The 23,193-nt window shown below is 48.3% G+C and carries 15 protein-coding genes; 8 read left to right on the plus strand and 7 right to left on the minus strand.

The genetic code is table 11. The features are described 5' to 3' along the window. Window positions 1–162 precede the first annotated feature (162 nt). The 3 genes from EZE20_RS22635 to EZE20_RS22645 form a co-directional block, all read right to left on the minus strand. Window positions 163–1,092 carry an alpha/beta fold hydrolase gene (locus tag EZE20_RS22635; protein ID WP_132122066.1) on the minus strand — a complete coding sequence of 310 codons (930 nt, stop codon included), beginning with the start codon at window positions 1,090–1,092 and terminating at the stop codon, window positions 163–165. Between the two features lie 190 nt (window positions 1,093–1,282). Further along, complete coding sequence (katG, locus tag EZE20_RS22640; protein ID WP_132122068.1) at window positions 1,283–3,517, minus strand: catalase/peroxidase HPI; 2,235 nt, start codon at window positions 3,515–3,517, stop codon at window positions 1,283–1,285. Window positions 3,518–3,757: 240 nt separating this feature from the next. Further along, window positions 3,758–5,836, minus strand: coding sequence for a S9 family peptidase (locus tag EZE20_RS22645; protein ID WP_132122070.1), 2,079 nt, complete (start codon window positions 5,834–5,836; stop codon window positions 3,758–3,760). Between the two features lie 209 nt (window positions 5,837–6,045). Between EZE20_RS22645 and EZE20_RS22650 the strand changes: the two genes are divergently transcribed. Beyond that, window positions 6,046–7,506, plus strand: coding sequence for a M20/M25/M40 family metallo-hydrolase (locus EZE20_RS22650; protein WP_132122072.1), 1,461 nt, complete (start codon window positions 6,046–6,048; stop codon window positions 7,504–7,506). Window positions 7,507–7,572: 66 nt separating this feature from the next. Here the strand turns inward: EZE20_RS22650 and EZE20_RS22655 are convergent, their stop codons facing one another. Beyond that, window positions 7,573–8,394, minus strand: coding sequence for an SDR family oxidoreductase (locus tag EZE20_RS22655; RefSeq protein WP_132122074.1), 822 nt, complete (start codon window positions 8,392–8,394; stop codon window positions 7,573–7,575). A gap of 291 nt (window positions 8,395–8,685) precedes the next feature. Here EZE20_RS22655 and EZE20_RS22660 point away from each other — a divergent pair, with 291 nt between their 5' ends. The 4 genes from EZE20_RS22660 (at window position 8,686) to EZE20_RS22675 (ending at window position 15,205) form a co-directional block, all read left to right on the plus strand. Beyond that, window positions 8,686–11,040 (plus strand): gliding motility-associated C-terminal domain-containing protein, encoded by a 2,355-nt coding sequence (locus EZE20_RS22660; protein ID WP_132122076.1) that lies wholly within the window; start codon window positions 8,686–8,688, stop codon window positions 11,038–11,040. 83 nt (window positions 11,041–11,123) lie between these two features. Then, window positions 11,124–13,550: an OmpA family protein gene (locus EZE20_RS22665; RefSeq protein WP_228713971.1), complete on the plus strand. Its 2,427-nt coding sequence runs from the start codon at window positions 11,124–11,126 to the stop codon at window positions 13,548–13,550. 130 nt (window positions 13,551–13,680) lie between these two features. Beyond that, window positions 13,681–14,490, plus strand: coding sequence for a 4-(cytidine 5'-diphospho)-2-C-methyl-D-erythritol kinase (gene ispE / locus EZE20_RS22670; RefSeq protein ID WP_132122104.1), 810 nt, complete (start codon window positions 13,681–13,683; stop codon window positions 14,488–14,490). A 94-nt stretch (window positions 14,491–14,584) separates the two neighbouring features. Beyond that, on the plus strand, window positions 14,585–15,205 hold the full coding sequence (locus tag EZE20_RS22675) for a cytochrome c oxidase subunit 3 (RefSeq protein ID WP_132122080.1): 621 nt from the start codon (window positions 14,585–14,587) through the stop codon (window positions 15,203–15,205). 9 nt (window positions 15,206–15,214) lie between these two features. Here the strand turns inward: EZE20_RS22675 and EZE20_RS22680 are convergent, their stop codons facing one another. Continuing rightward, complete coding sequence (locus tag EZE20_RS22680; protein ID WP_132122082.1) at window positions 15,215–16,432, minus strand: TCR/Tet family MFS transporter; 1,218 nt, start codon at window positions 16,430–16,432, stop codon at window positions 15,215–15,217. A 188-nt stretch (window positions 16,433–16,620) separates the two neighbouring features. On the opposite strand from EZE20_RS22680, the gene EZE20_RS22685 reads away from it, so the two are divergent. Further along, window positions 16,621–18,336: a GMC oxidoreductase gene (locus tag EZE20_RS22685; RefSeq protein WP_132122084.1), complete on the plus strand. Its 1,716-nt coding sequence runs from the start codon at window positions 16,621–16,623 to the stop codon at window positions 18,334–18,336. A 33-nt stretch (window positions 18,337–18,369) separates the two neighbouring features. Here the strand turns inward: EZE20_RS22685 and EZE20_RS22690 are convergent, their stop codons facing one another. Continuing rightward, on the minus strand, window positions 18,370–20,094 hold the full coding sequence (locus tag EZE20_RS22690; RefSeq protein ID WP_132122086.1) for an NHL repeat-containing protein: 1,725 nt from the start codon (window positions 20,092–20,094) through the stop codon (window positions 18,370–18,372). Window positions 20,095–20,363: 269 nt separating this feature from the next. On the opposite strand from EZE20_RS22690, the gene map reads away from it, so the two are divergent. Together map and EZE20_RS22700 are read left to right on the plus strand one after the other, a co-directional pair. Next, window positions 20,364–21,128 carry a type I methionyl aminopeptidase gene (gene map / locus EZE20_RS22695; RefSeq protein WP_132122088.1) on the plus strand — a complete coding sequence of 255 codons (765 nt, stop codon included), beginning with the start codon at window positions 20,364–20,366 and terminating at the stop codon, window positions 21,126–21,128. A 91-nt stretch (window positions 21,129–21,219) separates the two neighbouring features. Continuing rightward, window positions 21,220–21,999: a DUF3050 domain-containing protein gene (locus tag EZE20_RS22700; RefSeq protein ID WP_132122090.1), complete on the plus strand. Its 780-nt coding sequence runs from the start codon at window positions 21,220–21,222 to the stop codon at window positions 21,997–21,999. A 14-nt stretch (window positions 22,000–22,013) separates the two neighbouring features. Here the strand turns inward: EZE20_RS22700 and EZE20_RS22705 are convergent, their stop codons facing one another. Continuing rightward, complete coding sequence (locus EZE20_RS22705) at window positions 22,014–23,111, minus strand: hypothetical protein (RefSeq protein WP_132122092.1); 1,098 nt, start codon at window positions 23,109–23,111, stop codon at window positions 22,014–22,016. Between the last annotated feature and the right edge of the window lie 82 nt (window positions 23,112–23,193).

A 23,193-nucleotide genomic window follows, 5' to 3' on the forward strand; every position in this document is an offset into this window, starting at 1 on the left:
AAAACTCCGATTTCCAACGTCCTGGCCCCACACTTTGGGCAGGTTGTTGGTTGGTCATTCATCAAATATATTGGCAACTCTTCTAGAATCTTCATAATGCTGGGCCTTTCAAAAAGATGCTGAAAGGATTTAATATAACGGTGATATTTTTCCAATTCTCTCTTACTTCTCTAAAAACACCTGAACAATCCGCAGACTTTCCTTTGGACTTTCTTCCATAGGCACATGCCCAACGTTTTCCATAATCACGAGCGTGTCGTTAGGTAGGTCGTTTTGGAATCGCCGGGCCACGTCCACCGGTATCAGCATATCCTGTCCGCCCCACAGAATCAGCGTAGGTTGCTGAATAGACTTAATTTTTGGAAAAGCGGTACTATCGAGCGGCACCTGCATCCGATCCACAAGCGCCCGCCGATTTCCTTTGCGGAGAGTCAGTTCAAAATAACGATCCACCAGCTCATCCGAAACCTTCGATTTGTCGGCATATACGTTTTCCACACTTGCTCGTGCCATAAAGCGGGGCGTAACAAACGTAAGGAGATTGTTGAGGATGGGAATTCGGGCTATTCGAAAAGCAATTGGCGCACTTTTGGATACCATCGGGTAGCCCGCGGCGTCGATCAGAATAAGCTTGTCTACCATGTGCGGGTACTTGGCGGTAAATTGCCAGGCAATATTTCCGCCGAGGGAGTTTCCACCCAAAATACATTTTTTTATACCCCTTGCAACCAGAAAATGCTGCATGAAGTCGACATACTGATCAATCGAATAATTCCGGTCGGGGAAGGGGCCCGTCAAACCAAAGGCCGGGAGGTCCATCCGAACGATTCGTCTCTGAAATTTCAGTTCGTTCGTCCAGGCATCAAACGTATGCAGACTAGACCCGGTCCCATGAATCAGGACAATCGGGAGCAAACTGTCACTCTTCGAACCTTCGTCGCGGTAGTGTACCTTCATTCCGTCTATTTCAACAAAGGAAGAAGGATAGCCGGCATATTTTTCTTTCAGATCATCAACGGAACGGTCGGAATATCCAAAAAACAGCAGCAGCAAAGAAACGAGTGCAGCGACGCCAATCAGTAGCTTTTTCAAGGAATAGGGTTTTTTTGTTCAGGAGAAAGGTAGGGAAAATTTTTGATTTTGGAGATTAAAGCATACTCCTAGATCAAGGGTGATGCTAGGTTGTAGTTTATAGGAATAATTTCTTACCCCCCCCAAAAAACCAAAAAAGGTGACCTGTTGCCAGGCCACCTTTGTATAGGTTAGGGGGTTACGACTGAAATCAGGCGAGCTCGAAGCGGTCAAGGTTCATTACTTTGGTCCATGCGGCCACAAAGTCCTTTACAAACTTCTCCTGCGAGTCTCCGCAGCCGTATACCTCGGCAATCGCGCGCAACTCAGAGTTCGATCCAAAAATAAGATCCACGCGGGTTCCGGTCCACTTCACGGCACCGCTGATGCGGTCGCGGCCTTCAAACACGCTGTCGTCTTCGGAAGTTGCTTTCCAGGTAGTACCCAAATCCAGCAGATTCACGAAAAAGTCGTTGGTAAGCGTCTCGGGACGGAACGTAAACACGCCGTGCTGCGAGCGTCCTGTGTTGGCATTCAATACCCGCAAACCACCCACGAGGGCCGTCATTTCGGGTGCATTCAGCGTAAGCAGCTGCGCCTTATCAACCAGCAATTCCTCCGCCGTCACCATCGAAGGCGTTTTGAGGTAGTTACGGAAACCATCTGCCACAGGTTCGAGTACTGCAAACGACTCTACGTCGGTTTGTTCCTGAGTAGCATCCGTACGACCGGGAGTAAACGGTACCGTTACTTCGTGTCCGGCGTTCCGTGCTGCCTTTTCAATTCCTACGCAACCACCCAAAACAATCAGGTCAGCGATTGACACCGCTTTGTTTGTTTGGGCGCTGTTGAACTCCTTCTGAATTCCTTCCAGAATTCCGAGTACGTACGACAGCTGCGCGGGGTTGTTAGCTTCCCAGTTTTTTTGTGGGGCAAGGCGCAGGCGGGCACCGTTGGCACCTCCACGCTTATCGGATCCACGGAAGGTAGAAGCAGAAGCCCAGGCCGTTGAAACGAGTTGTGAAACTGTCAGACCGGAGGTCAGGATTTTTTCTTTGAGTGTAGCAATGTCCTGACCATCAATTACTTCAAACGTAACTGCCGGAACGGGGTCTTGCCAGATCAGCTCTTCGGCGGGTACTTCGGGTCCGAGGTAACGAGCCCGTGGGCCCATGTCGCGGTGGGTCAGTTTGAACCACGCGCGGGCAAAGGCATCCGCAAATTGATCGGGGTTTTCAAAGAAACGTCTCGAAATTGGCTCATAGATAGGATCCATGCGAAGCGCAAGGTCCGTAGTGAACATCATCGGTGCATGACTTTTGGAAGGGTCGTGCGCATCGGGTACAGTTCCGGCTCCTGCGCCATCTTTGGGTCTCCACTGCTGAGCGCCGGCGGGACTTTTGGTCAATTCCCATTCAAAACCAAACAGGTTTTCAAAGTAGTTGTTGTCCCACTGTGTGGGGGTAGTAGTCCAGGCACCTTCCAGACCACTTGTGATCGTATCTCCGGCGTTACCGGTACCGTAGGTGTTTTTCCAGCCCAGGCTCTGCTCTTCTATACCGGCACCAGCAGGTTCTGCACCCACATACTGACCCGGATCGGCTGCACCGTGGGTTTTACCGAAGGTATGTCCGCCGGCAATAAGCGCAACGGTTTCTTCGTCATTCATAGCCATACGGCCAAAAGTTTCGCGAATATCGCGGGCCGATGCTACCGGATCAGGCGTACCATTTGGTCCTTCGGGATTTACATAAATCAAGCCCATTTGTACAGCTGCCAGCGGATTTTCGAGTTCGCGGTCGCCCGAGTAGCGCTTGTCGCCCAGCCATTCGGCTTCGGCACCCCAGTATACATCTTCTTCGGGTTCCCAGATATCTTCCCGTCCACCGGCAAAACCGAAGGTCTTGAAGCCCATTGATTCGAGGGCGCAGTTTCCGGCCAGAATCATGAGGTCAGCCCATGAAATTTTACGACCATATTTTTGTTTGATTGGCCACAGCAACAGACGCGCTTTGTCGAGGTTGGCGTTGTCGGGCCAGCTGTTGAGTGGTGCAAAGCGTTGCGAGCCTGAGCCTGCTCCGCCCCGGCCGTCAGAGATTCGGTAGGTACCTGCACTGTGCCAGGCCATCCGGATAAAGAACGGGCCGTAATGACCGTAATCTGCTGGCCACCAGGCTTGTGAGGTAGTCATCAGGTCAAAAATATCCTGTTTTAGGGCGTTCAGGTCAAGAGACTTAAATTCTTCGGCATAGTTGAATCCCTCGTCCATTGGATTGGAAAGAGTCGAATGTTGACGAAGGATGTTCAACTTCAATTGGTTGGGCCACCAGTCACGATTTTGCGTGCCGGCGCCAGCGCTTTGTTTCAAAGCTCCACTAGTAAACGGGCATTTGCCTTCACCATTCATGGTGTAGGCTGATGTACCTGAGGATAGGGTATGATCCATTTTGTTTTATTGATTATTAGATTACTTGGACAAACAGTTTTGGTAATTAGTATTGGTATTAAACGTAATTCAAAATGCGAGCGCAATTTACGCAATTATGTGCATTCTCTAAGGTGCCGATCGTGTGTCTGAGGAATCAAAACCACAAAGGGTAAAAACCCCGAAAACGGCTGGATTGTTTCATTGCCTGTGTTAATCTTATATGACCTTCCTCATGTAGTGTCATTTTCAGCAGGTTTTTCAGACTTCGGCTTTGTCTTCCAGGCCCAACAAAAATGTGTATTCGAGGGCAATGTCGTGCAGCCTTTTAAAACGACCCGAAGCGCCGCCATGTCCTGTTTCCATATCGCAATGCAGCAAAATGAGATGTTCGTCCGTTTTCAGCTCCCGAAGTTTAGCCACCCACTTGGCAGGCTCCCAATACTGCACCTGTGAATCGTGCAGACCCGTCGTAACCAATACATGCGGGTAGGCCTGTGCGGTCACATTATCGTAGGGCGAGTAGGACATCATGTAGTCGTAGTAAAGCTTTACGTTCGGATTTCCCCATTCTTCATATTCGCCCGTTGTGAGCGGAATCGTGTCGTCGAGCATCGTTGTCACCACGTCTACAAACGGAACCTGCGCTACCATGCCGTGGTAGAGGTGGGGCCGTAGATTTGCCACCGCTCCCATGAGCAGCCCGCCTGCGCTGCCGCCCATTGCATACAGGTGTGCAGGCGAAGTCCATCCTTCCTGAATCAAAAACTCCGAGCAGTCAATAAAATCAGTAAAGGTGTTCATTTTGTGTAGCAGTCGCCCCTGATCGTACCAGGCACGGCCCATTTCCTGTCCGCCCCGAATATGACAAATGGCAAAAGCAAAGCCCCGGTCGAGCAGGCTGAGGCGGGCTGCGCTAAATACCGGATCCATCGACGAGCCATAAGAGCCGTAGGCATATTGAAGCAAAGCTCCCGACCCATTTTTTGTAAAATCATTTCTGTACACCAGCGAAATCGGCACGCGGGCCCCGTCGCGGGCAGTGGCGTAGAGCCGCTCGGTTGTGTAGTGGGTTTTATCAAAATCGCCCACAACTTCCTGTTCCTTACGCAGGATTTTGGTGCGGTGAGCCATGTCATAATCGTAGGTGGAGTTGGGCGTCGTAAGCGACGTATACCCATAACGTAAGACGTCGGTGTCAAACTCCGGATTTGCGCTTAGGTAAGCAGTATAGGCCGCTTCGCCAAAATTCAGATAATGCTCCAGACCCGATTCCGGCTCCATGATGCGTATCCGAAGCAGACCTTCGCGGCGCTCCTGTACGACCAGAAATCGGCGAAAAATCTCGATTCCTTCCAGATATACATCGGCCCGGTGCGGAATGATCTCCTCCCATTTGGTTTCATTGAGTACGTCGTTTTCGGCCACTCGCACGAGTTTAAAGTTTTCGGCATACCCCTGATTTGTAACCAGATAAAAGGTGTCCTGAAAGTGTTCTACTGCGTACTCGTGCCCCCGCCGACGGGGAATAACGGTCGTGAATCCGGCGGTGGGCTGATCGGCAGGCAGAAGTCGATACTCGGTAGCCACGCCGTTATGGTCGGCTACGAGTGCTACATATTTTTTGGATTTCATGCGGTACAGCCCCAAATAATACTGGTCGTCGGCTTCTTCATACAGGAGCACATCCTGACCGGGGTCAGTACCCAGGACATGTTGCCACACCTGATAGCCGAGCAGCGTTTCTTCATCTTTACGGATGTAAAAAACGGTCTGATTATCAGCAGCCCAGGCGTAGTTTCCGCCTTCTGTGTTTGGGATCTCGTCGGCAAACCATTCGCCCGTTCGTAGATTTTTGAAGCGTAGTGTATAGAGACGTCGGCTGACGGTATCCTCGCCAATCGCTGCCACAGATTCGTCGTCACTAATTTCCGGAAATGTAGCCTGATAGTACGAATGTCCCTGTGCACGTTCGTTCAGATTGAGCATCAGCTCTTCCGGGGCTTCCATCAATTCTTTTTTTCGACAATAAAATGGATATTCTGCTCCTTCTTCGTAGCGCGAATAGTACAGGTAGCTCCCGTCACGGACGGGTACCGACTCGTCTTTTTCCCGAATCCGGCTTTTCATTTCCTGAAAAAGTTTTTCTTTAAATGCCTGTAAAGGAGCCATAACGGAATCCGTATAGGCATTTTCCTGATGCAGGTAGTTCAGCACGACCTCACTTTCCCGTTCCCGTAACCAATAGTACACATCGTTGCGGGTTTCGGAATGTATGGTGAGCGCAGTGGGGCGTTGCCCGGCCCGAGGGGCGATTTGATCCGTTTTAAACAGCGGCATTCGATTAGGTTTATGTAGGATTGACAGAAAGTACCGTCAAGATTAATCAATAAATGAATTTCTTAGCTAATTTAGTTTCCAGAATCCCTCGCTTTATTCAGCTGGAACCAGTCCATTTGAGTACCTTAGTAACCATCAAAGCCATTTATTTTTTAAAATCAAATATTTTTTGTAACTATCTGAATATAATCCGCATTTTACTGTAAACTATGAGAAAAATTTTACTGGCAACCCTTACGGGAGGACTATTACTGGGGACCATGAGCTTTCGAAGCGAAGGGGATGAGTGGACGAAAATTTTTAACCGAATCAATACGGAGGTTAAGCAAAACAGCAAGGCATATCAAACATTGAGCGACGCAACCCGGCAAATCGGCCACCGCCTCACCGGGAGCCCTCAGGGTATGCAGGCCGAAGAATACACGTTTAAACTGCTGAAAAGTTACGGATTTAGTGATGTCAGGTTCCAGCCTTTTGAGGTAGAATCGTGGAGTCGCGATACCGTAACGCTGAGCATTGTGCCGAAAAGCAGCGATAACTTTCGGGACATACCCGTGGTTGCGCTGGCACATTCGCCTGTTTCGGCTGATCTGAAACTGGAAATTGTAGACGTTGGCAATGGTCTTGAAGAAAATTTTGAAGCAGTAAAGGAAAAGGTAAAGGGCAAGATTGTCCTTTCAAATATCGGCCTTGTAGGTGTAACGGGTAAAAAGAATCTCCACCGCTCCGAAAAAACGGCTTTGGCTATCAAGTACGGTGCTGCCGGAATCATTATGGTCAATCAGGCGCCGGGCAAAATTTTACTGACTGGCACTGCGTCCGTAACCGGGAAGTTGATTGATATTCCGGCGGTCTGTATTTCGAGCGATAGCGGCCGCGAGCTACGCAGCTGGCTGGAAGACGAAGGCCCGCTGGAAGCCCATGTCAACATGCGTAATTTTTCGCGCCCTATCAAAGCCCGCAACGTAGTGGCTACCCTGAAAGGAAAAAGCAACGAAAAAATTATAATCGGCGGTCACCTCGATTCCTGGGATCTGGCCACGGGAGCAATTGATAACGGCATCGGATCATTTAGCGTGCTGGATATTGCCCGTACTTTCAAGGCTCTGAAAATCAAGCCTGAACGTACCATTCAGTTTGTTATGTTTATGGGAGAAGAGCAGGGGTTGCTCGGCTCAAAGCACATGGTGAAAGAACTGGTTCGAACGGGAGAAATCAATAATGTTCACTACATGATGAACCTAGACATGACCAATGACCCCAAAGGTGCCAATGGCTTTGGGCGGGCCGATATGGAAGCATTTTTTACGAATGTGGGTAATTCAATCAAAAAAATAGATCCTTCGTTTGGCAACAGCTACGTCAGCCGGGCAGGTCTGCACAGCGATCATCAGCCGTTTATGCTGGAAGGCGTGCCCGTAGCTGGTTTATCGGGCAGCCTTACGCCATCGGTGCTGCAATGCTACCACGCTGACTGCGATAATTTTGAGCTGGTCAACAAAGAGCAACTGGAAAACACGGTTCGAATCGCTTCCATGTATCTCTATGCACTTTCCAATGCCCGAACCCTTCCGGCCCGTCGTCTGAGCAGTGAACAAAACCGCGACTTTTTGACGACTCAGGGACTTAAAGAAGAACTTATTCTGGGGCAGGACTGGCGTTGGGAGTAAATCCTTTTACACCGGAATTGGACGGAGGGATTGTCCGGCCAATTCCGGTGTAGGTACAGGTTAATTTTACAGAAAAAAATCAGGCATAAGTTCCTCATCGCTCAGGGTGGTGTCCACTCTGTACTTTGCGAAATCCGTCACCCCTTCGGCAGTAAGCACGTCTTCGTCGACAAAGAATTGGCCGGTACATTCCCGGCTATTTTTTTGTAAAATAGCGAAAGCCGCATCCGCCATAATTTCGGGCGTACGGCACCGCCGCACCGATTCCTCTCCCCCAAGCAGGTTTTGAACAGCCGCCGTAGCAATAGCCGTGCGCGGCCACAACGCATTGAAAGCCACTCCCTGTTTCCGAAACTCGCCCGCCATGCCGAGTACACACATACTCATGCCAAATTTAGCCATAGTATACGCTACATGCGGTGCAAACCAGCGGGTTTCCATGTTGAGCGGTGGAGATAGGTTAAGTACATGCGGGTTGTCTGATTTCAGCAAATGTGGCAGACATAGTTTTGAGGTCAGAAACGTACCACGCGTATTGATCTGATGCATCAGATCGTAGCGCTTCATATCCGTATGCAGCGTGGGAGTAAGCGAAATTGCACTGGCGTTATTGATCAGAATATCTATACCTCCGAAAGTCCGGACGGTTTCGTCAACCGCAAACTGTACTTGTTCTTCTTCGCGGATATCTACTTTCAGAGGCAGGGCGCGTCCTCCGGCGGCTTCAATCTCTGCGGCAGCTGTATAAATTGTGCCCGGCAGGCGCGGGTGCGGGTCGGCTGTTTTGGCAGCAATAACAACATTGGCGCCGGCACGAGCCAGCCGCACACCAATGGCTAATCCAATGCCCCGGCTCCCACCGGTAATAAATACGGTTTTGTTTTTCATGAGATATGTACTTTTGTTTTTTTAAATTTTATAGGAAAACAAACAAGAAACGGCATTTTTTCCACAGGATGGCCAGAAAGCGTGGCATGATTTATGCTAGTTATTCGACTATCTGGTTAAGAATCCAGTGGTTAAAAGGTGCCCGCAAGATATATTATTTTTTTTAGTATAAATATCACTTAATCATTTGACCAGGCTATTGGAAACTTGGCATGAATTTGGACTTATCAACGGTTCTGCTTTGTTTTTTTGTTTATATAATAAAAATGATTTCGTTAGAAAAGAGGGTGCATGAAAAAAAAACTACGCAACTATATTTCTATCCTTTGGATTTTGCTGGTATTGCCCGGCCTCACATCGGGGCGAGGAATAGCAGAAAGCGTTGATGACACTTGTCAGGTCGCCGCACCAAAACTATCCGCAGCAAGTGATACTTCCTGTGCGGGGCGTCCGGTGTTGCTATGGGCAACAGGCTGTGATGGGCAGGTGCTTTGGTCCAATGGCCTGAAAGGAGATACGATTGTTTCCCGACCGGCTACCACCCGCACGTACAAGGCGGTTTGCCAGACGGGTACCTGTGTGAGTGATAGTTCCGCCCCGATTACTGTAACAATTCCGATTCCTGACATCCCTACTATACACACACTTACACCTGCTATTTGCGCCGGAGGTAGCGCAACGCTCCTTGCGAGTGGCTGCCCCGGAGAGGTCGTTTGGTCTAATGGAAGCGTGGGGAAAGAAATTACGGTACGTCCTACCCAATCTACGGTCTATACTGCAATTTGCCGAACGGGTACGCTGCAATGCATCAGCTGCTTTGCCGAACCTCTCGAAATCAAACTCGTCGATTCGGTACGTCCGCTGTTGGTTTCGTCCAAAAGCACAGTCTGCGCCAACGACAGCCTGTCGTTGCGAGTCATTGGGTGTCCGGGCACAATTCGCTGGTCAGATACTTCCGGCAATACGTCCTCTGTCCGAAACGAGCGTCCCCTAACTACCACTACCTACGAAGCCGTTTGTCAGGTTGGTACGTGTAGCTATGCCACTAACCTCGTGTCGGTAGAGGTAGCGCCACCGACCGCGCCAACGATTGAGGCTACTAAATATGTAATTTGTGAAGGAGAATCAGTTGCGATTACGGCTACCGGCTGCTCCGGAATCGTTGAATGGTCAAATGGACAAACGGGGACTAATCTAGCGCTTGTACCTACTCAAACAACGACCCTCACGGCAAGCTGCCGGGTAGGTAGCTGTAGCAGTGGGCCTTCTGAAGCGCTGACGCTTTCGCTTAGCCCCCAAGCGCCCAAGCCGCTCGTAACCAACCGAACCAACGAGTGCCCCTATCAAACGCTGGATCTGATGACGACTCTGACGACTACGCCTCGTACGCCGGGTGGACAGTTTGAGTTTCGGACCGCGCCCTCCGTTGAAGCGGACCTCGTAGCTCATCCCGCCGTGTCGGGAGCGGGTACGTACTACGTTTTTGAGCGTACGCAGGCCAGCTGTTATAGCGAGCCCGCGGCTGTGACAGTCACGATAAATGCCTGCGTAGCGCCGGTGCCGGTTTGTTCCTATTTCCCGGCTACGGTGGCTATTGTTCAGGATTCGACGCGTGGTTCCAACAACATTCAACTCCGGGCAATTGTGGGCGGAATGGCTACAGGTGGCCTGTGGTCTACAACCGGAGCCGGAACGTTTGGGTCGGCGGACTCTCTGAAAACTACGTATATCCCGTCCGAAGCGGATCGGCTCAATCCGTCTGTTTCTTTCACTTTTACCACGCAGGATCCCGATGCAGAAGGCCCGTGTCCGGCGGCACAGGCTACGTTGCAAACCCGTATTCCGGCGCAGATCATTCCGACGGTTGAGATGCTGGGCCTAAGCATGGAAGTACATAAGCAGACACCACTTGCAGCGCAGCTCCATGAAGTTACCTACCGACTGCAAGTGAAAAATATGGGTACGTCCCGCCTGACTGACGTTCAGGTGCGTACGGATCTGGGGCAGGCGTTTGCGGGGGCTATCATGGTGGGAAAACCGCTTGTGAAGACAGTTGCCGGGTTTATGCCTAATACACAGTTTGATGGTCAGCGAAATACACAGTTGCTGGATTCCACAGGCAGCGACCTGCCTGTGGGTACAACCCGGACGATTGACCTAACGGTGCAGATCAATACAAACGGCCTGCAAAATCGGGTATTTGCTACGCAGGCACTGGCAAGTGCGCTGGACGTAAACGGAACTGTATGCCGGGATTTGTCGACCAATGGATTTTTGGTGGATCCCGACCTGGACGGAGATCCCGGCAACAATCAGGAGCTGACTTTCCTGACACTTCTTAGCCCCGAATCAGAAGATAATGAACTATTTATACCAGAAGGGTTTTCGCCTAATAACGATGGAATAAACGACCTGTTTGTGATTCAAAATGTACCGGAACAAGTGGATGTGGCGTTGGAAGTATACAATCGCTGGGGACAAATGGTTTATAAAAACGACTCCTACAAAAACGATTGGAATGGGAAAGCAGATCGCGGTGTTTTGGCAGGAAGCCAGGAAAAAGGCCTACCTGACGGTTCTTATTTCTACCTGATTCGCCTGAGCAATGGCCGTGAATATATCAGGTTTATGACTATCACACGTTAATATTTTTTAAAATGACTAGTTTAAACTGCTCTGCAACTACTCCTTATAGATTTTTAATACACGCAGGAATCCTCGTTTTTCTGATGTGTAGCCTGACTGGATATGCACAGCAGGCTCTCCCTCAGCAAAAAGCCGATAGCTACTACTATGCACAGTCGTATCCGCTTGCAATTGATGGCTATACCGAATTGCTTAAAGATGCGTCGCTTCCCTCGGATACAAAAAAAGATGTGCTTTTTAACCTGGCCAATGCGTATCGGCAGGTGGGTGATTTTGTAAAGGCAGAAACAAAATTCAGGGAATTTCTGGAAATGGGTGAACCCATGGAAAAACATGCGCTTGCCTATTTGCACTATGCGCAGACGTTGGGAAATAATGGTAAAATTCAGCAGGCGCAGGAAATGTTTGAACGCTACGAAGCAATAAAAAAACCATTGTCGTATTCGGGAATTTCTCCTAATCTTTCAGCGGCGGGCGCTGGAAAAGAAAAGGTTACGTACCGCATCGAAAATCTGGAAATCAACAGTAGTAACGCAGAGTTTAGTCCGGCCTATTTTCGGGATGGACTCGTGTATGTAGCCGGAAAGGGTTCCAGTTCTGTGTCGTCGCCCGACAAAGGGTATCTTGATCTTTACTACGTACCGGAACGTAACTCGCTTATTACAACCGGAATCATTGGAGCAGACGGAAAACAGTTAGCGGGTACAAATTCCTCACAAACAAGGACCGGAACTGCAAATGTTGCCAACCGCCGGTTAGGTCGAGATGCGTCAACGGCCCCTACCGCCAACGATTCGCGGACCGTTGGATACGCCCCCTTCTCCTTTTCGGAAGGGCTGGGACTGACCTCCAGTAAGGCAGCAAAAAGTACAGCCCCAGAGGGATTTAGCAAGGAGTTAAATACAAAATACCACGAAGGTCCGGTCACGTTTTCGGCAGATGGCAGTACTATTTACTTTACCCGAAATAATTTTAATGAAGGTAAATCCCAGAAAAGCAGTGATAATGTCAATAAGCTAAAACTTTATTCCGCTGTATTGCAGGATGGTGGCTGGACCAATGTGCAGGAACTTCCCTTCAATAGCGATGAATATTCAACCGGACATCCTGCGTTGAGCCGCGACGGTCGGTCGCTTTACTTTGTGTCGGATCGGCCGGGAGGGCTGGGCGGAACAGATGTGTACGTAGCTCGGCAGGAAAATGGTTCCTGGTCTCAACCTGTAAATCTCGGCGCACCAGTCAATACCAAAGGTGACGAAATGTTTCCGTTCATTGACGAATCGGGCAATCTTTACTTCGCATCGAATGGGCAAGCCAACGGTCTGGGGGGGCTGGATATTTATTTTACTCAGTTACCGCTCAAATCAACCACAGAGGTTACGCATCTTGACTCACCCATTAACTCAAAAGCGGATGACTTTGGCCTCATTACCGATGGGCGCCGGAGTATGGGCTTTTTGAGTAGCAACCGCCGAAATGGAGACGATGATATTTTTCGGTTTGTGCGGGAAAGCGCTTTGTCGGGTTGTCGAAATCTGACTTTGCGGGTGTTTGAAGAAGGAAACTACGCTTCGCTTGACAGCGTAGAGGTAACAATAAAAGCCCGGGGCGAAGGTCGGGATGAGCAAAAATTGTTTACGAATTCGGACGGTGTTGTGGCCCTTTGCCTGGAAGCTGAAAATGATTTTCTATTTGAACTAGCCAAAGATGGGTATGTCTCAGGAACGCTTGGGTTTTCAACTACCGGCCTGACCGACGACAAGCCCACACAGATGGGGGCATCTCTTCTGAAATTTATAATAGAAGAGGCGGATTCACTTCCTTCCCGGATGTCTTCGGGCGCAGAGGATACCTGGGAAAGTGACGCTATGCTGTCGGTTTCGACCTTGCGTGGAACGGTTACAGGGGAGCCCGGAAAAAGTCCGATTGAAGGCGTAAAATTAATTTTGAAAAATGAGTGCGACGGAAGCATCAAGCAAACCGTAACCGGACCCAACGGGCGCTTTGAGTTTGCACTCAAAGAAGGCTGTGGCTATACGCTCGTTGCTTCCAAGCCTTCGTATGGAACCAATACCAATGCTATTACAAAAATTCCTGCCAAATCAACTCCAAAGCTCGTTTCGGCCAATTTACAAATGCTCAAAGCGGGCGATTTGGTACTATTGGATAACATTCTGTATGATACAGGAAAATGGGATATTCGTAAAGATGCTGCCCGTGAGTTGGATAAAATGGTAACCACGATGCGGAAATATCCGTCGCTCAAAATAGAAATTGGCTCACATACCGACAGTCAGGGGAATGATAAATTCAATCAGTATTTGTCAGAACGTCGGGCAAAAGCAGCTCTCAACTATCTGGCTTCCAAAGGGATTTCCCGAAACCGCATGACGGCCCGTGGGTACGGAGAAGAGCAGTTGCTCAACCAATGCAAAGATGGGGTGCTGTGTACAGAAGAGGAGCATCAGCGTAACCGCCGAACTGAATTTAAAGTGATTTCTATTCGCTAGGCAAATACCTGCAAAACAATACATCTGCGGAGACCGTTCTTTTTGGAGCGGTCTCTGTTTTTTTTGCCACGCAGCTTTTACACCTTTGCGAAATAGATTACTCATTGATTTCTACCTGACTGCCCCTGATATGGTTGTTTTTCCCAATGCAAAAATCAACATCGGTCTCAATATTGTCGAAAAGCGATCCGATGGTTTTCATAATCTGACGTCCTGTTTTTATCCCGTAGGCTGGTGCGATGCTCTGGAAATCCTGCCTGCATCTGCCATCAGATTTGAATCTTCGGGTTTGCCCATTCCGGGCGATAGTACCCATAATCTGTGCCTGAAAGCCTATAAACTACTGGCGCAGGAGTATAGCCTGCCACCGGTTTCGATTCATTTGCTCAAAGCAGTGCCTATTGGGGCCGGACTCGGGGGAGGGTCTGCGGATGCGGCCTTTACGATTAAGGCGCTTTCGGAAATTTTTTCATTAAATTTATCTGTTGCCACACAGCAGGACTATGCCCGTAAACTCGGCAGCGATTGTGCTTTTTTTATAGAAAATAAACCAAATTTTTGCTTTGGCAAAGGAGATGAATTTGAACAAATCGATGTTCGCCTGACGGGGATGCATCTCGTACTTGTGCATCCCGGTATTCATATTTCTACTGCCGAAGCCTACGCCGGAATTCGCCCAAAACAGCCTGCCCATGATCTTCAGGAACTGTTGCAACAGCCCATCGATCAGTGGCGTACAGGAGTTGTAAATGACTTTGAAGAAGCCCTTTTTTCTACTTATCCGCTTTTACCAGCTATAAAAACGGAGCTTTATCAGCAGGGAGCAGTTTACGCAAGTATGAGCGGATCAGGTTCCACTTTATATGGAATATTCCGGGAAGCGCCGAACCTGTCGAACAATTTCGTTGATTTCACCGTTTGGCAGGGAGAACTTACCTGATGGCAAGGTTTTTATACCTCCTCCCGTAGCCTTCGCTGAGTAGCATCCGGCCTATAATTTTGATCTTATTTATCTGAGAGACCTGTGAGATAGTATGCCAACAAAACCAACTATTCGTCCAAAAGAAAATCCATTTACTAAGCGCAGGGAGCCGCTTAATTTTATGCTTTGGCTGGGAATTGCCGGCAGTATCCTGATTTTTACAATTCTGCTTGGTATATACATTGTACGCAAAGCAGGCCCAAACTGGTCTCAAACGCCACTTCCGGGCGTTTTTTGGCTAAGTACCTTTGTGATCGTTCTGAGTAGCCTAAGTATTCATGAAGCAGGGGTTGCTTTCCGCAAAGAGCGTTTTGTGCTGTATCGCTATTGTTTGGGAATGACTTTCGTGGCGGGGGCCTTGTTTGCAGGAATGCAGGCCTACGGCTGGATGGAACTGATTGCGCAGGACATTCAGATGAAGAATAACCCTTCTGCCGGATTTGTTTATCTGCTCACAGGCCTGCACCTGCTACACATTGCGGGTGGACTGGTTTTTCTGGCCATTCTGATGCGCGAATCGATCAAAAATAAAAGCTATGTGGATTCATTCGTTTATAGTGTTAATCCACCCAACCGGCTAAAATTGAAACTATTGACCACATACTGGCACTTCGTGGACGTTTTGTGGATCTACCTGTTTCTGTTTTTGCTCTACCACCACGCCGCCTCCTGAACGTTCGGTTTACGGCTTTAAGACAACCTTAAAACTACGATACGCCAGCACGGTGCTGATGAGCGTAAGTACAGCTCCCATCAATAAAGGCGCCCCTGGAAAATACAGACTGGTAGAATCCTGCGTAAAATAGGCAAAAAGTCCTGCCATGAGCGGTGGTCCTATAATGGACGTTACGCTTTGCAGGCTCGTGAGTCCGCCCTGAAGCTCGCCTTGCTCATTGGCCGGTACCTGTGTAGAAATCAGCCCCTGAATGGCCGGGCCGGCAATGCTTCCCAAAATGTACGGAACCATAAAAATGTACATCATCCAGCCTTGCGAGGCAAAAGCAAATAGCGTAAAACCAATGGAATAGAGCAACAGACCCATGTACACGCTTTTTTCCTGACCCAATTTTGGAATAATGAGGCGAATCAACCCACCCTGAACCAAGGCACTCAGCACGCCAACAGCCCCGAGCGAATAGCCTACCTGCGCTTCATTCCACGAAAATTTTTCCATGGTATAGTACGACCACACGCCTTGCACAGCGTGCGACGCTATGTACACAAGCACCAACGAAGCAATCAGACCGGAGATTACCGGGAATTTGCGCAAATGCCGCAGCGAGCCCGCCGGATTTGCCCGTTTCCAGTTGAACGGACGGCGGTTTTCAGGTTTTAGAGATTCAGGTAAAACAAAATATCCGTACAGCCAATTTAATAATGAAAGTGCCGCAGCGGCCAGAAATGGCACCCGGGAGCCGTACTGTCCCAACAGCCCACCCAATACCGGGCCAATGATAAATCCCAACCCGAAGGCCGCACCCAACAATCCGAAATTCTGCGCTCGTTTTTCAGGGGTACTCACATCGGCAATGTAAGCGGCACCGGTGGTAAAACTTGCACCCATAATTCCTGCAATAATTCGCCCCACAAAAAGCCACCCGATAGTGGGCGCATAGGCAAGAAACAGGTAGTCGAGCCCAAACCCAAACAAAGACGCCAGCAATACGGGCCTGCGCCCGAACTGATCGCTGAGGCCGCCAATGATGGGCGCGCACAAAAACTGAACAAAAGCGTACGTAAAAAGCAGCCAACCACCATAACGCGATGCATCGCTCAGGCTGCCGCCGATGAGTTCTGAAATAAGTTTGGGAAGAATAGGAATGATGATTCCGATACCGGTAATGTCTAAAAGCAGCGTTATAAAAATAAAGACAAGCGCAGCAGGGCGTTTTTCTGACATGATCTTCTAAAAAATTTTACAAAAATACGCTTAATTTTTCAGCACAGAACCCCGCTTCGACGGCAATTTATTTGGCGTGGCGTCTGCTACTGGTTTTGTGTTGGGAGTAATTTCCTGATTTTTCGTCTTTGTTTTAGTACAAAATCGAACGAACTGTCAGACAGTGACTTTATATAAGTAACCCATTTATGCCTTACCTGAATCTGGAATCTCAAAAAGCCCGCACCTACGATGCCATCGTGGTCGGAACGGGTATAAGCGGCGGATGGGCCGCCAAAGAATTGACCGAAAAAGGCCTCCGCACGCTGATTCTGGAACGCGGGCGTGACGTAAAACACGTAACGGACTACCCTACGGCCAACAAACAGCCCTGGGAATTTGAACACCGGGGCTTACCGCCGCTTGCGCTTCGTGAGCAAAATCCAATTGTGAGCAAGCACTATATTTTTCGGGAAGATGCCATGCATTTTGTGGTTCGGGACGCCGACCATCCCTATGTGCAGGATAAACCCTTCGACTGGATGCGGGGCTATCAGGTGGGTGGGCGGTCGCTGCTGTGGGCACGACAAACGCAGCGCTGGTCTGAGTTTGATTTTGAAGGCCCGGCCCGCGATGGATTTGCCATCGACTGGCCGATTCGCTATGCCGACCTGGCACCGTGGTATAGCTATGTAGAAAAGTTCGCCGGGATTTCGGGTAACAAAGATGGTCTGCCACAACTGCCCGACGGCGAGTTTTTGCCTCCGCACGAAATGACCTGCGTGGAAAAGCATTTTAGCCAGCAAATGCACCAACATTACAAAGGCGCACGGCCCGTCATTATTGGCCGGGCAGCACATATTACTGATCCACAACCGATTCATACAGAGCAGGGAAGAGCCAAATGTCAGCACCGGGTGATGTGTCAGAGGGGATGTCCATTTGGCGGATATTTTAGCAGTAATTCGTCTACCTTGCCTTGGGCTGAGCGTACCGGAAAACTCACGCTTCGGCCGGATTCGGTGGTGCATTCCATTATGTATGATGAAAAAAAGCAAAAAGCCACGGGCGTTCGGGTGGTAGACAGGCATACCAAAGAAATGACGGAATACTATGCCCGAATCATTTTTGTGAATGCGTCAGCCATTAATTCAAACCTGATTTTGCTGAATTCCCGCTCGCACCGCTTTCCCAATGGTCTGGGAAATGACAATGAACTGATGGGAAAATTCATCGCTTTTCACAACTACCGCGGGCGGGTGTCGGCAGACTACGACGGCTTTCATGATAGCACTACCGACGGGCGGCGGCCCAACGGCAGCTACGTACCCCGATTCCGAAATGTTTTTAAACAGGAAACCGACTTCCTGCGAGGGTATGCCACTTCTTTTTCTTCTTCCAAAAAAGGAAATTCTACCGAAGGCCTTACGGGCGAAGCACTCAAAGCGCAACTCCTGGCGCCCGAAAAAACCGGGTGGAGCATCAACGCCCAAATGATGGGTGAAACGCTGCCTAAGCAAAGCAGTTCCGTGCGCCTGCACGAATCCCTGACCGATGCGTGGGGCGTTCCGCAATTGCGTATGTCCGTTGAGTTTGATGATAATGATATGAAAATGGTGCAGGATTTTTATGATCAATTTTCTGAAATGTTTCAGAAAGCAGGCTTTACCAACATCAAACTGGCAGACACGCAGCGCAATCCGGGTAGTGAGAACCACGAAATGGGTGGTGTACGCATGGGGCGTGATCCTAAAACGTCGCTGCTCAATGAATGGAATCAGCTGCATGCCTGCCGAAATGTATTTGTGACGGATGGCGCTTGTATGGTGTCTACGGCTACCCAAAATCCTTCGCTGACCTACATGGCCCTCACAGCACGTGCCGCGGACTATGCCGTGAAAGAACTACGCAAAGGAAATTTATGATAGCTCGATTTGTTAGAACTTTTTATGGAAATCTCACTGATGAACCCGTATGAGAAAGGCGTCGCTGGCACTTCCATCAAATGGAAGCAAGCGGCCATCCGTATTGGTGATGCCGCTATAGGTCCCGCCCGAAAAAACATCAGATGCATGTACAGCAATACAGGTTCCTTCTGAGCTACCTGGGCCACTCAGTTTTTTGACCCATTGACATATCCCTGCAGGGTTGAATTTTGCAACAAAAGCATGTCTGTCTCCTGTATCATTTAATGAAATATTGCCAAAGGTAATTGAGCCCTCAAAATAGCCTGAAAGGTATATATTGTCCTGGGAGTCAAGTGCTACGCTGGAGGCGGTTTGCCCGCCTGGATCAGTATTTTTAATCACCCATAGTGCATTTCCCAGATTATTGTATTTGGCAATAAATACATCAAATCCGGTAGAAGCAGGCACGGCTATTGTATCGAAACTGGTAGTTCCCAGGATAAACCCCGTCATGAGTATATCTCCATTGGAGTCAATTGCCAGATCGTAGGCAGCTTCATTTACAGTACCTCCGGCTTTTTTAAGCCATAGTATTCCGCCATTCGTATTTAATTTAGCCAGAAAAATATCATTTAATCCTGAACTGATGATACTTAACATACCGATTTTCAGTGTATTAGAAAATCGTCCACAAATGTATACGTTATTATCCTCGTCTGTGGCAATACCAAATCCATAGTCGTTTCCAATATCTCCTGCAGCATCAATCCATTCAAGGTCACCGGTTGAATTATACTTAGCTATAAAAATATCATTTCCACCTGCTGAGCTAAATGGTTTTTTTAGTACAAAATCCTCAGAAAAACTACCCGTTAGATACACATTGTTAGTTTGATCTGTGGTAATATCGAGCCCCTCCATATTGGATGCACTTTCGGCTTTGCGAACCCATTGGGCGGTACCATTATCGGAATATTTGACAATAAAAAAATTGTAACTGAGAGGGCTAGAAACTGTAATGGTTCCAAAAGTAACAGTATTCGTAAACGTCCCGGTAACGTACACATTTCCAGCGTTGTCGAGCGCAATGGCGTTTCCTCGTGAGCCAACGGCTGGTGAGACTGCGTTAACTGCTATACGAACCCAAAGACGATTTCCTGATTTCGAGTATTTTACCAGAAACATAGAACTGGCTCCGGGTGAAGTGAAGCTTGTATCTCCAATAATAACCGTACCAGAAAAAAATCCGGTTGCATATATATTGCCTAAGGGATCAGTCACAACGTCCTGAATTCTTTCTACTCCGGTGCCGTTGATAGTCCAGGCAGTAGCTTCTACCAGGCTTTCGCTTGCGTCCTTATTGCTGCATACCCAGCCCGACCGTAGATATGTACGCAGGCAATCGTACGTTTTGTCATAGGCAAGGTCGCCTTCCTTTGGGAATGGCAGCGCTATAATTTCGTCGTAGGTAAGCCGGGGAGGAAAGTTGTTCAGGGCACTGCTAAGGCATTCCCAACCTGTACTTTTGTAAACTTGCAGGCAGTTAAGCGTAGTGTTAAAAATGACCATACCGTTGGCAGGTGATGCAATCGAATTTCGTTGCACAGTAGTCATGCGGGGAGGCAAAAATCCTTTGTTCGTACTTTGCAGATCCAAAACCGACGAAGCATTGGGTACTGCGGCACCATCCCCCATTTTTATTTGTGCAAGGGCAGTTTCAAAAAGAAAGCATGCACCCAAAAAAAGCACGACCGAAAAAGTAAAATTTCTTTTCATACAAATTATTTTAAATGATTACCGAAGTTTTGAGATATGGCAGACTGGTGGTTTATGTGTTTGGTTTTGAACATCAAGAACTTTAATTGCCTGATAAAAAACAATTTGGATTAGTGAACGGTCAGGAAGTAGTTTATTCAAAAGGTTGGACGAATCACTGGTATTTAGGTAAAAAATAGTTTCATAATTTTTTACAAAGGGCTATCAAAATCAAATAAAACTGGTTTATTAGTAGTAAAATCGTGCAGGAAATAGACCAATGAATTCATATGTCAATAACCAAAGAAGAAGAAATGGCGGGTATGAAAGCCGCTAGTCGGGCAGTGGCAGTTACCTTGCGTGAAATGAGAAACTACGCCCGACCGGGCATGACTACTCAGCAATTGGATGATTTTGGTGGCAGCGTCCTGAAAAAATTCGGCGCACGATCGGCCCCAAAACTTGCCTACAAATTTCCGGGGCATACCTGCCTGAGTGTCAATCAGGAAATTGCTCACGGAATTCCGTCAGCCCGAAAAGTATTGCAGGAAGGAGATTTAATAAACATCGACGTATCGGCAGAGCTGAACGGATTTTGGTCTGATAACGGAGGTTCGTTTGTGTTAGGAGAAGATCATCATGTTCATCAGCCGCTGGTCGAAATGTCCAGGCAGATTTTGAAAAAGGCAATAGCCAACATCCGGGCAGGCGTCAGGATTTCGGAAATTGGGCGATTGATCGAAACCGAAGCCCGCAAAAACGGCTTTCGGGTTATCAAAAATCTGACCGGACACGGGATTGGCCGAAGCCTTCACGAAGAACCTCACGAAATTGCCAATTTTTGTGATTCAGGCAACCGGACCCGATTTCGTAAAAATAGCGTCGTAGCCGTGGAAACCTTTATTTCGACGGCCTCAACGATAGCACTTACACAAGCAGACGGCTGGACTCTCGTAGGCAACCGAGGCGGGCATGTGGCCCAACACGAACATACCCTGGTAGTGACCGATCATAAGCCGCTGATCCTGACCGAAGAAAATGAAATTTGGCAATAAATAGCCGGTTACTTTAAAAAAGTAAAAAGCAGAATCCTAAACTTTCTTTGTCAACAAAGCGTACCAATTTTTTATCCTTGATTTTATAAAAATGAACGAACACATTCAACGGATTCAGCAAACTATTGAGCCGCTTCGGCAGCAGATTATCAACCACCCGGTTTACGCCGCTGTGCAGAATGTAGATGATTTACAGCTCTTTATGCATTACCATGTATACGCTGTCTGGGATTTTATGTCGCTTCTCAAAGCGTTACAAAACAAGCTGACGTGTACGACTGTGCCGTGGTATCCGGTGGGATCTGCCGAAACTCGCTACCTGATCAACGAAATCGTGACGGGCGAAGAGTCTGACGTAGATCAGGAAGGTATGCGCAAAAGCCATTTTGAACTGTACCTCGAAGCCATGCATCAATGTGGAGCTACGACGGAGGCTATTGAAACATTTTTAGAAAATCTACAACGGAATGGTAGCTTTTCAGAAGCATTTGACGCCGCCGCCACTCCTCAGGCTGTTCGTGAATTTGTAACCTTTACCTTTAATATTATTCAAAGCGAGAAAGCGTACCTGCAGGCGGCTATTTTTACCTTTGGCCGGGAAGACCTGATTCCGGACATGTTTCTTTCAATTGTGAACGACCTGCACCGAAATTTCCCTGAGAGTGTTTCTATCTTCAAATATTATCTCGAACGACACATCGAAGTAGACGGCGGTCATCACAGCCAACTTGCGTTGCAAATGACTGAAAATCTGTGCGGTACAAATGAAACCTATTGGCAGGAAGCCGAAGCGGCGATTGTGGCTTCCCTCCAAAAACGGATTGACCTGTGGGATGGCGTTTATCGGGAATTATCGGTTGTGAGCCAGTAGGGTTACTTTCAAAATCACGGGGTGGGCAGCCCTCCCGTGATTTCTTTTACTTTATTAAAAAAGCCTTTTTTCCGTTCAGAATTGATGCCCCAGTCTGCCGGAATACTCTGATAGCCTTCCTCAAAGCCTTCGTCTTTCATGCGGTAGTCAAAATAGCCCCAGGAAGCGTAGGTTTTGATGGCCTGAACGAAGTTGTTGTCGGGCTTGTCAAAGTCAAAATGATCGTCTTCGTTAAACACAATCGGCTGTCCGCGAAAGCCTTCAACTTCGCGGGTAGTTTTGACCATTTTCGCAATTTTTGCCGGATCTTTCACCCCGTTGCCGTGTAGCAGCAGATAATCTGACGCAGCCACTACGTTGGGCTTCGGAATAGTGCCACCGCCATAGCTTGTACTTACCAAAAACCGATACCCATTTTTTGACTTATCTTTTATGCGGGAAATCAGCTCATGCACTCGCTCAGGTTGCAAAATGGCGTGGTCATACTTTACGTTACATTCATTATTTACCTCAATCAGCACATTCCGGTAGCCCTTTTTGAATAGCCAATCCGTAGCTTTATCAACGGCATTAAGCACCGCCGCTTCATCTTTCAGATTCTGATCCTGCCCGAAATAAAAATAGCCGAGCATTACCACCATGTTTAGCTTATCGGCCTGATTCAGAATTTTTTCCAGGCGCTTCATGTAGTCCTTGCGCAGGTTTCCTTTTTCATCAAAAGCAGAATTAACCCAACTACTATTGCCGTAGCCGGTAGGACTTCCGCCTTGTAAATTCATTGTAAAAGAGTTGAGTCCGTACGAGCGCCACACAGGCATAGCATCTACAAACTCCTGCGTGTTGCGGTCGGGATCCCACTTTTTTGTGTCAGGGTAGGCAAATTTCGTCCGTGTTTCGGGGTTCAGATCGTCAAAAATACCCTGCACCATGCGGGAGTTCATCAGCAATCCTTCGATTTTGTAGCCGTTCCAGTTTCTGCCTTCGTACGTAAGGCGGTCATTGATATAGAATTGACCGTCTTTGATCGTCACGACCGTTTGGCGTTTTTGGGCGTATAGCTTTTCGGAACAAATGCCAACCAGAAAAAGCAGAAGTACGATGTATTTTTTCATGTTAAAAATTCTAAAAAGTAGAGTCGTGAATTAGTGGTAAAAGAAGCGTTACAAAAAGCCCTACTTACTGCGTCTGTGAGTT

The organism is Arundinibacter roseus, assembly GCF_004348825.1.
Classification (GTDB): Bacteria; Bacteroidota; Bacteroidia; order Cytophagales; family Spirosomataceae; genus Arundinibacter; species Arundinibacter roseus.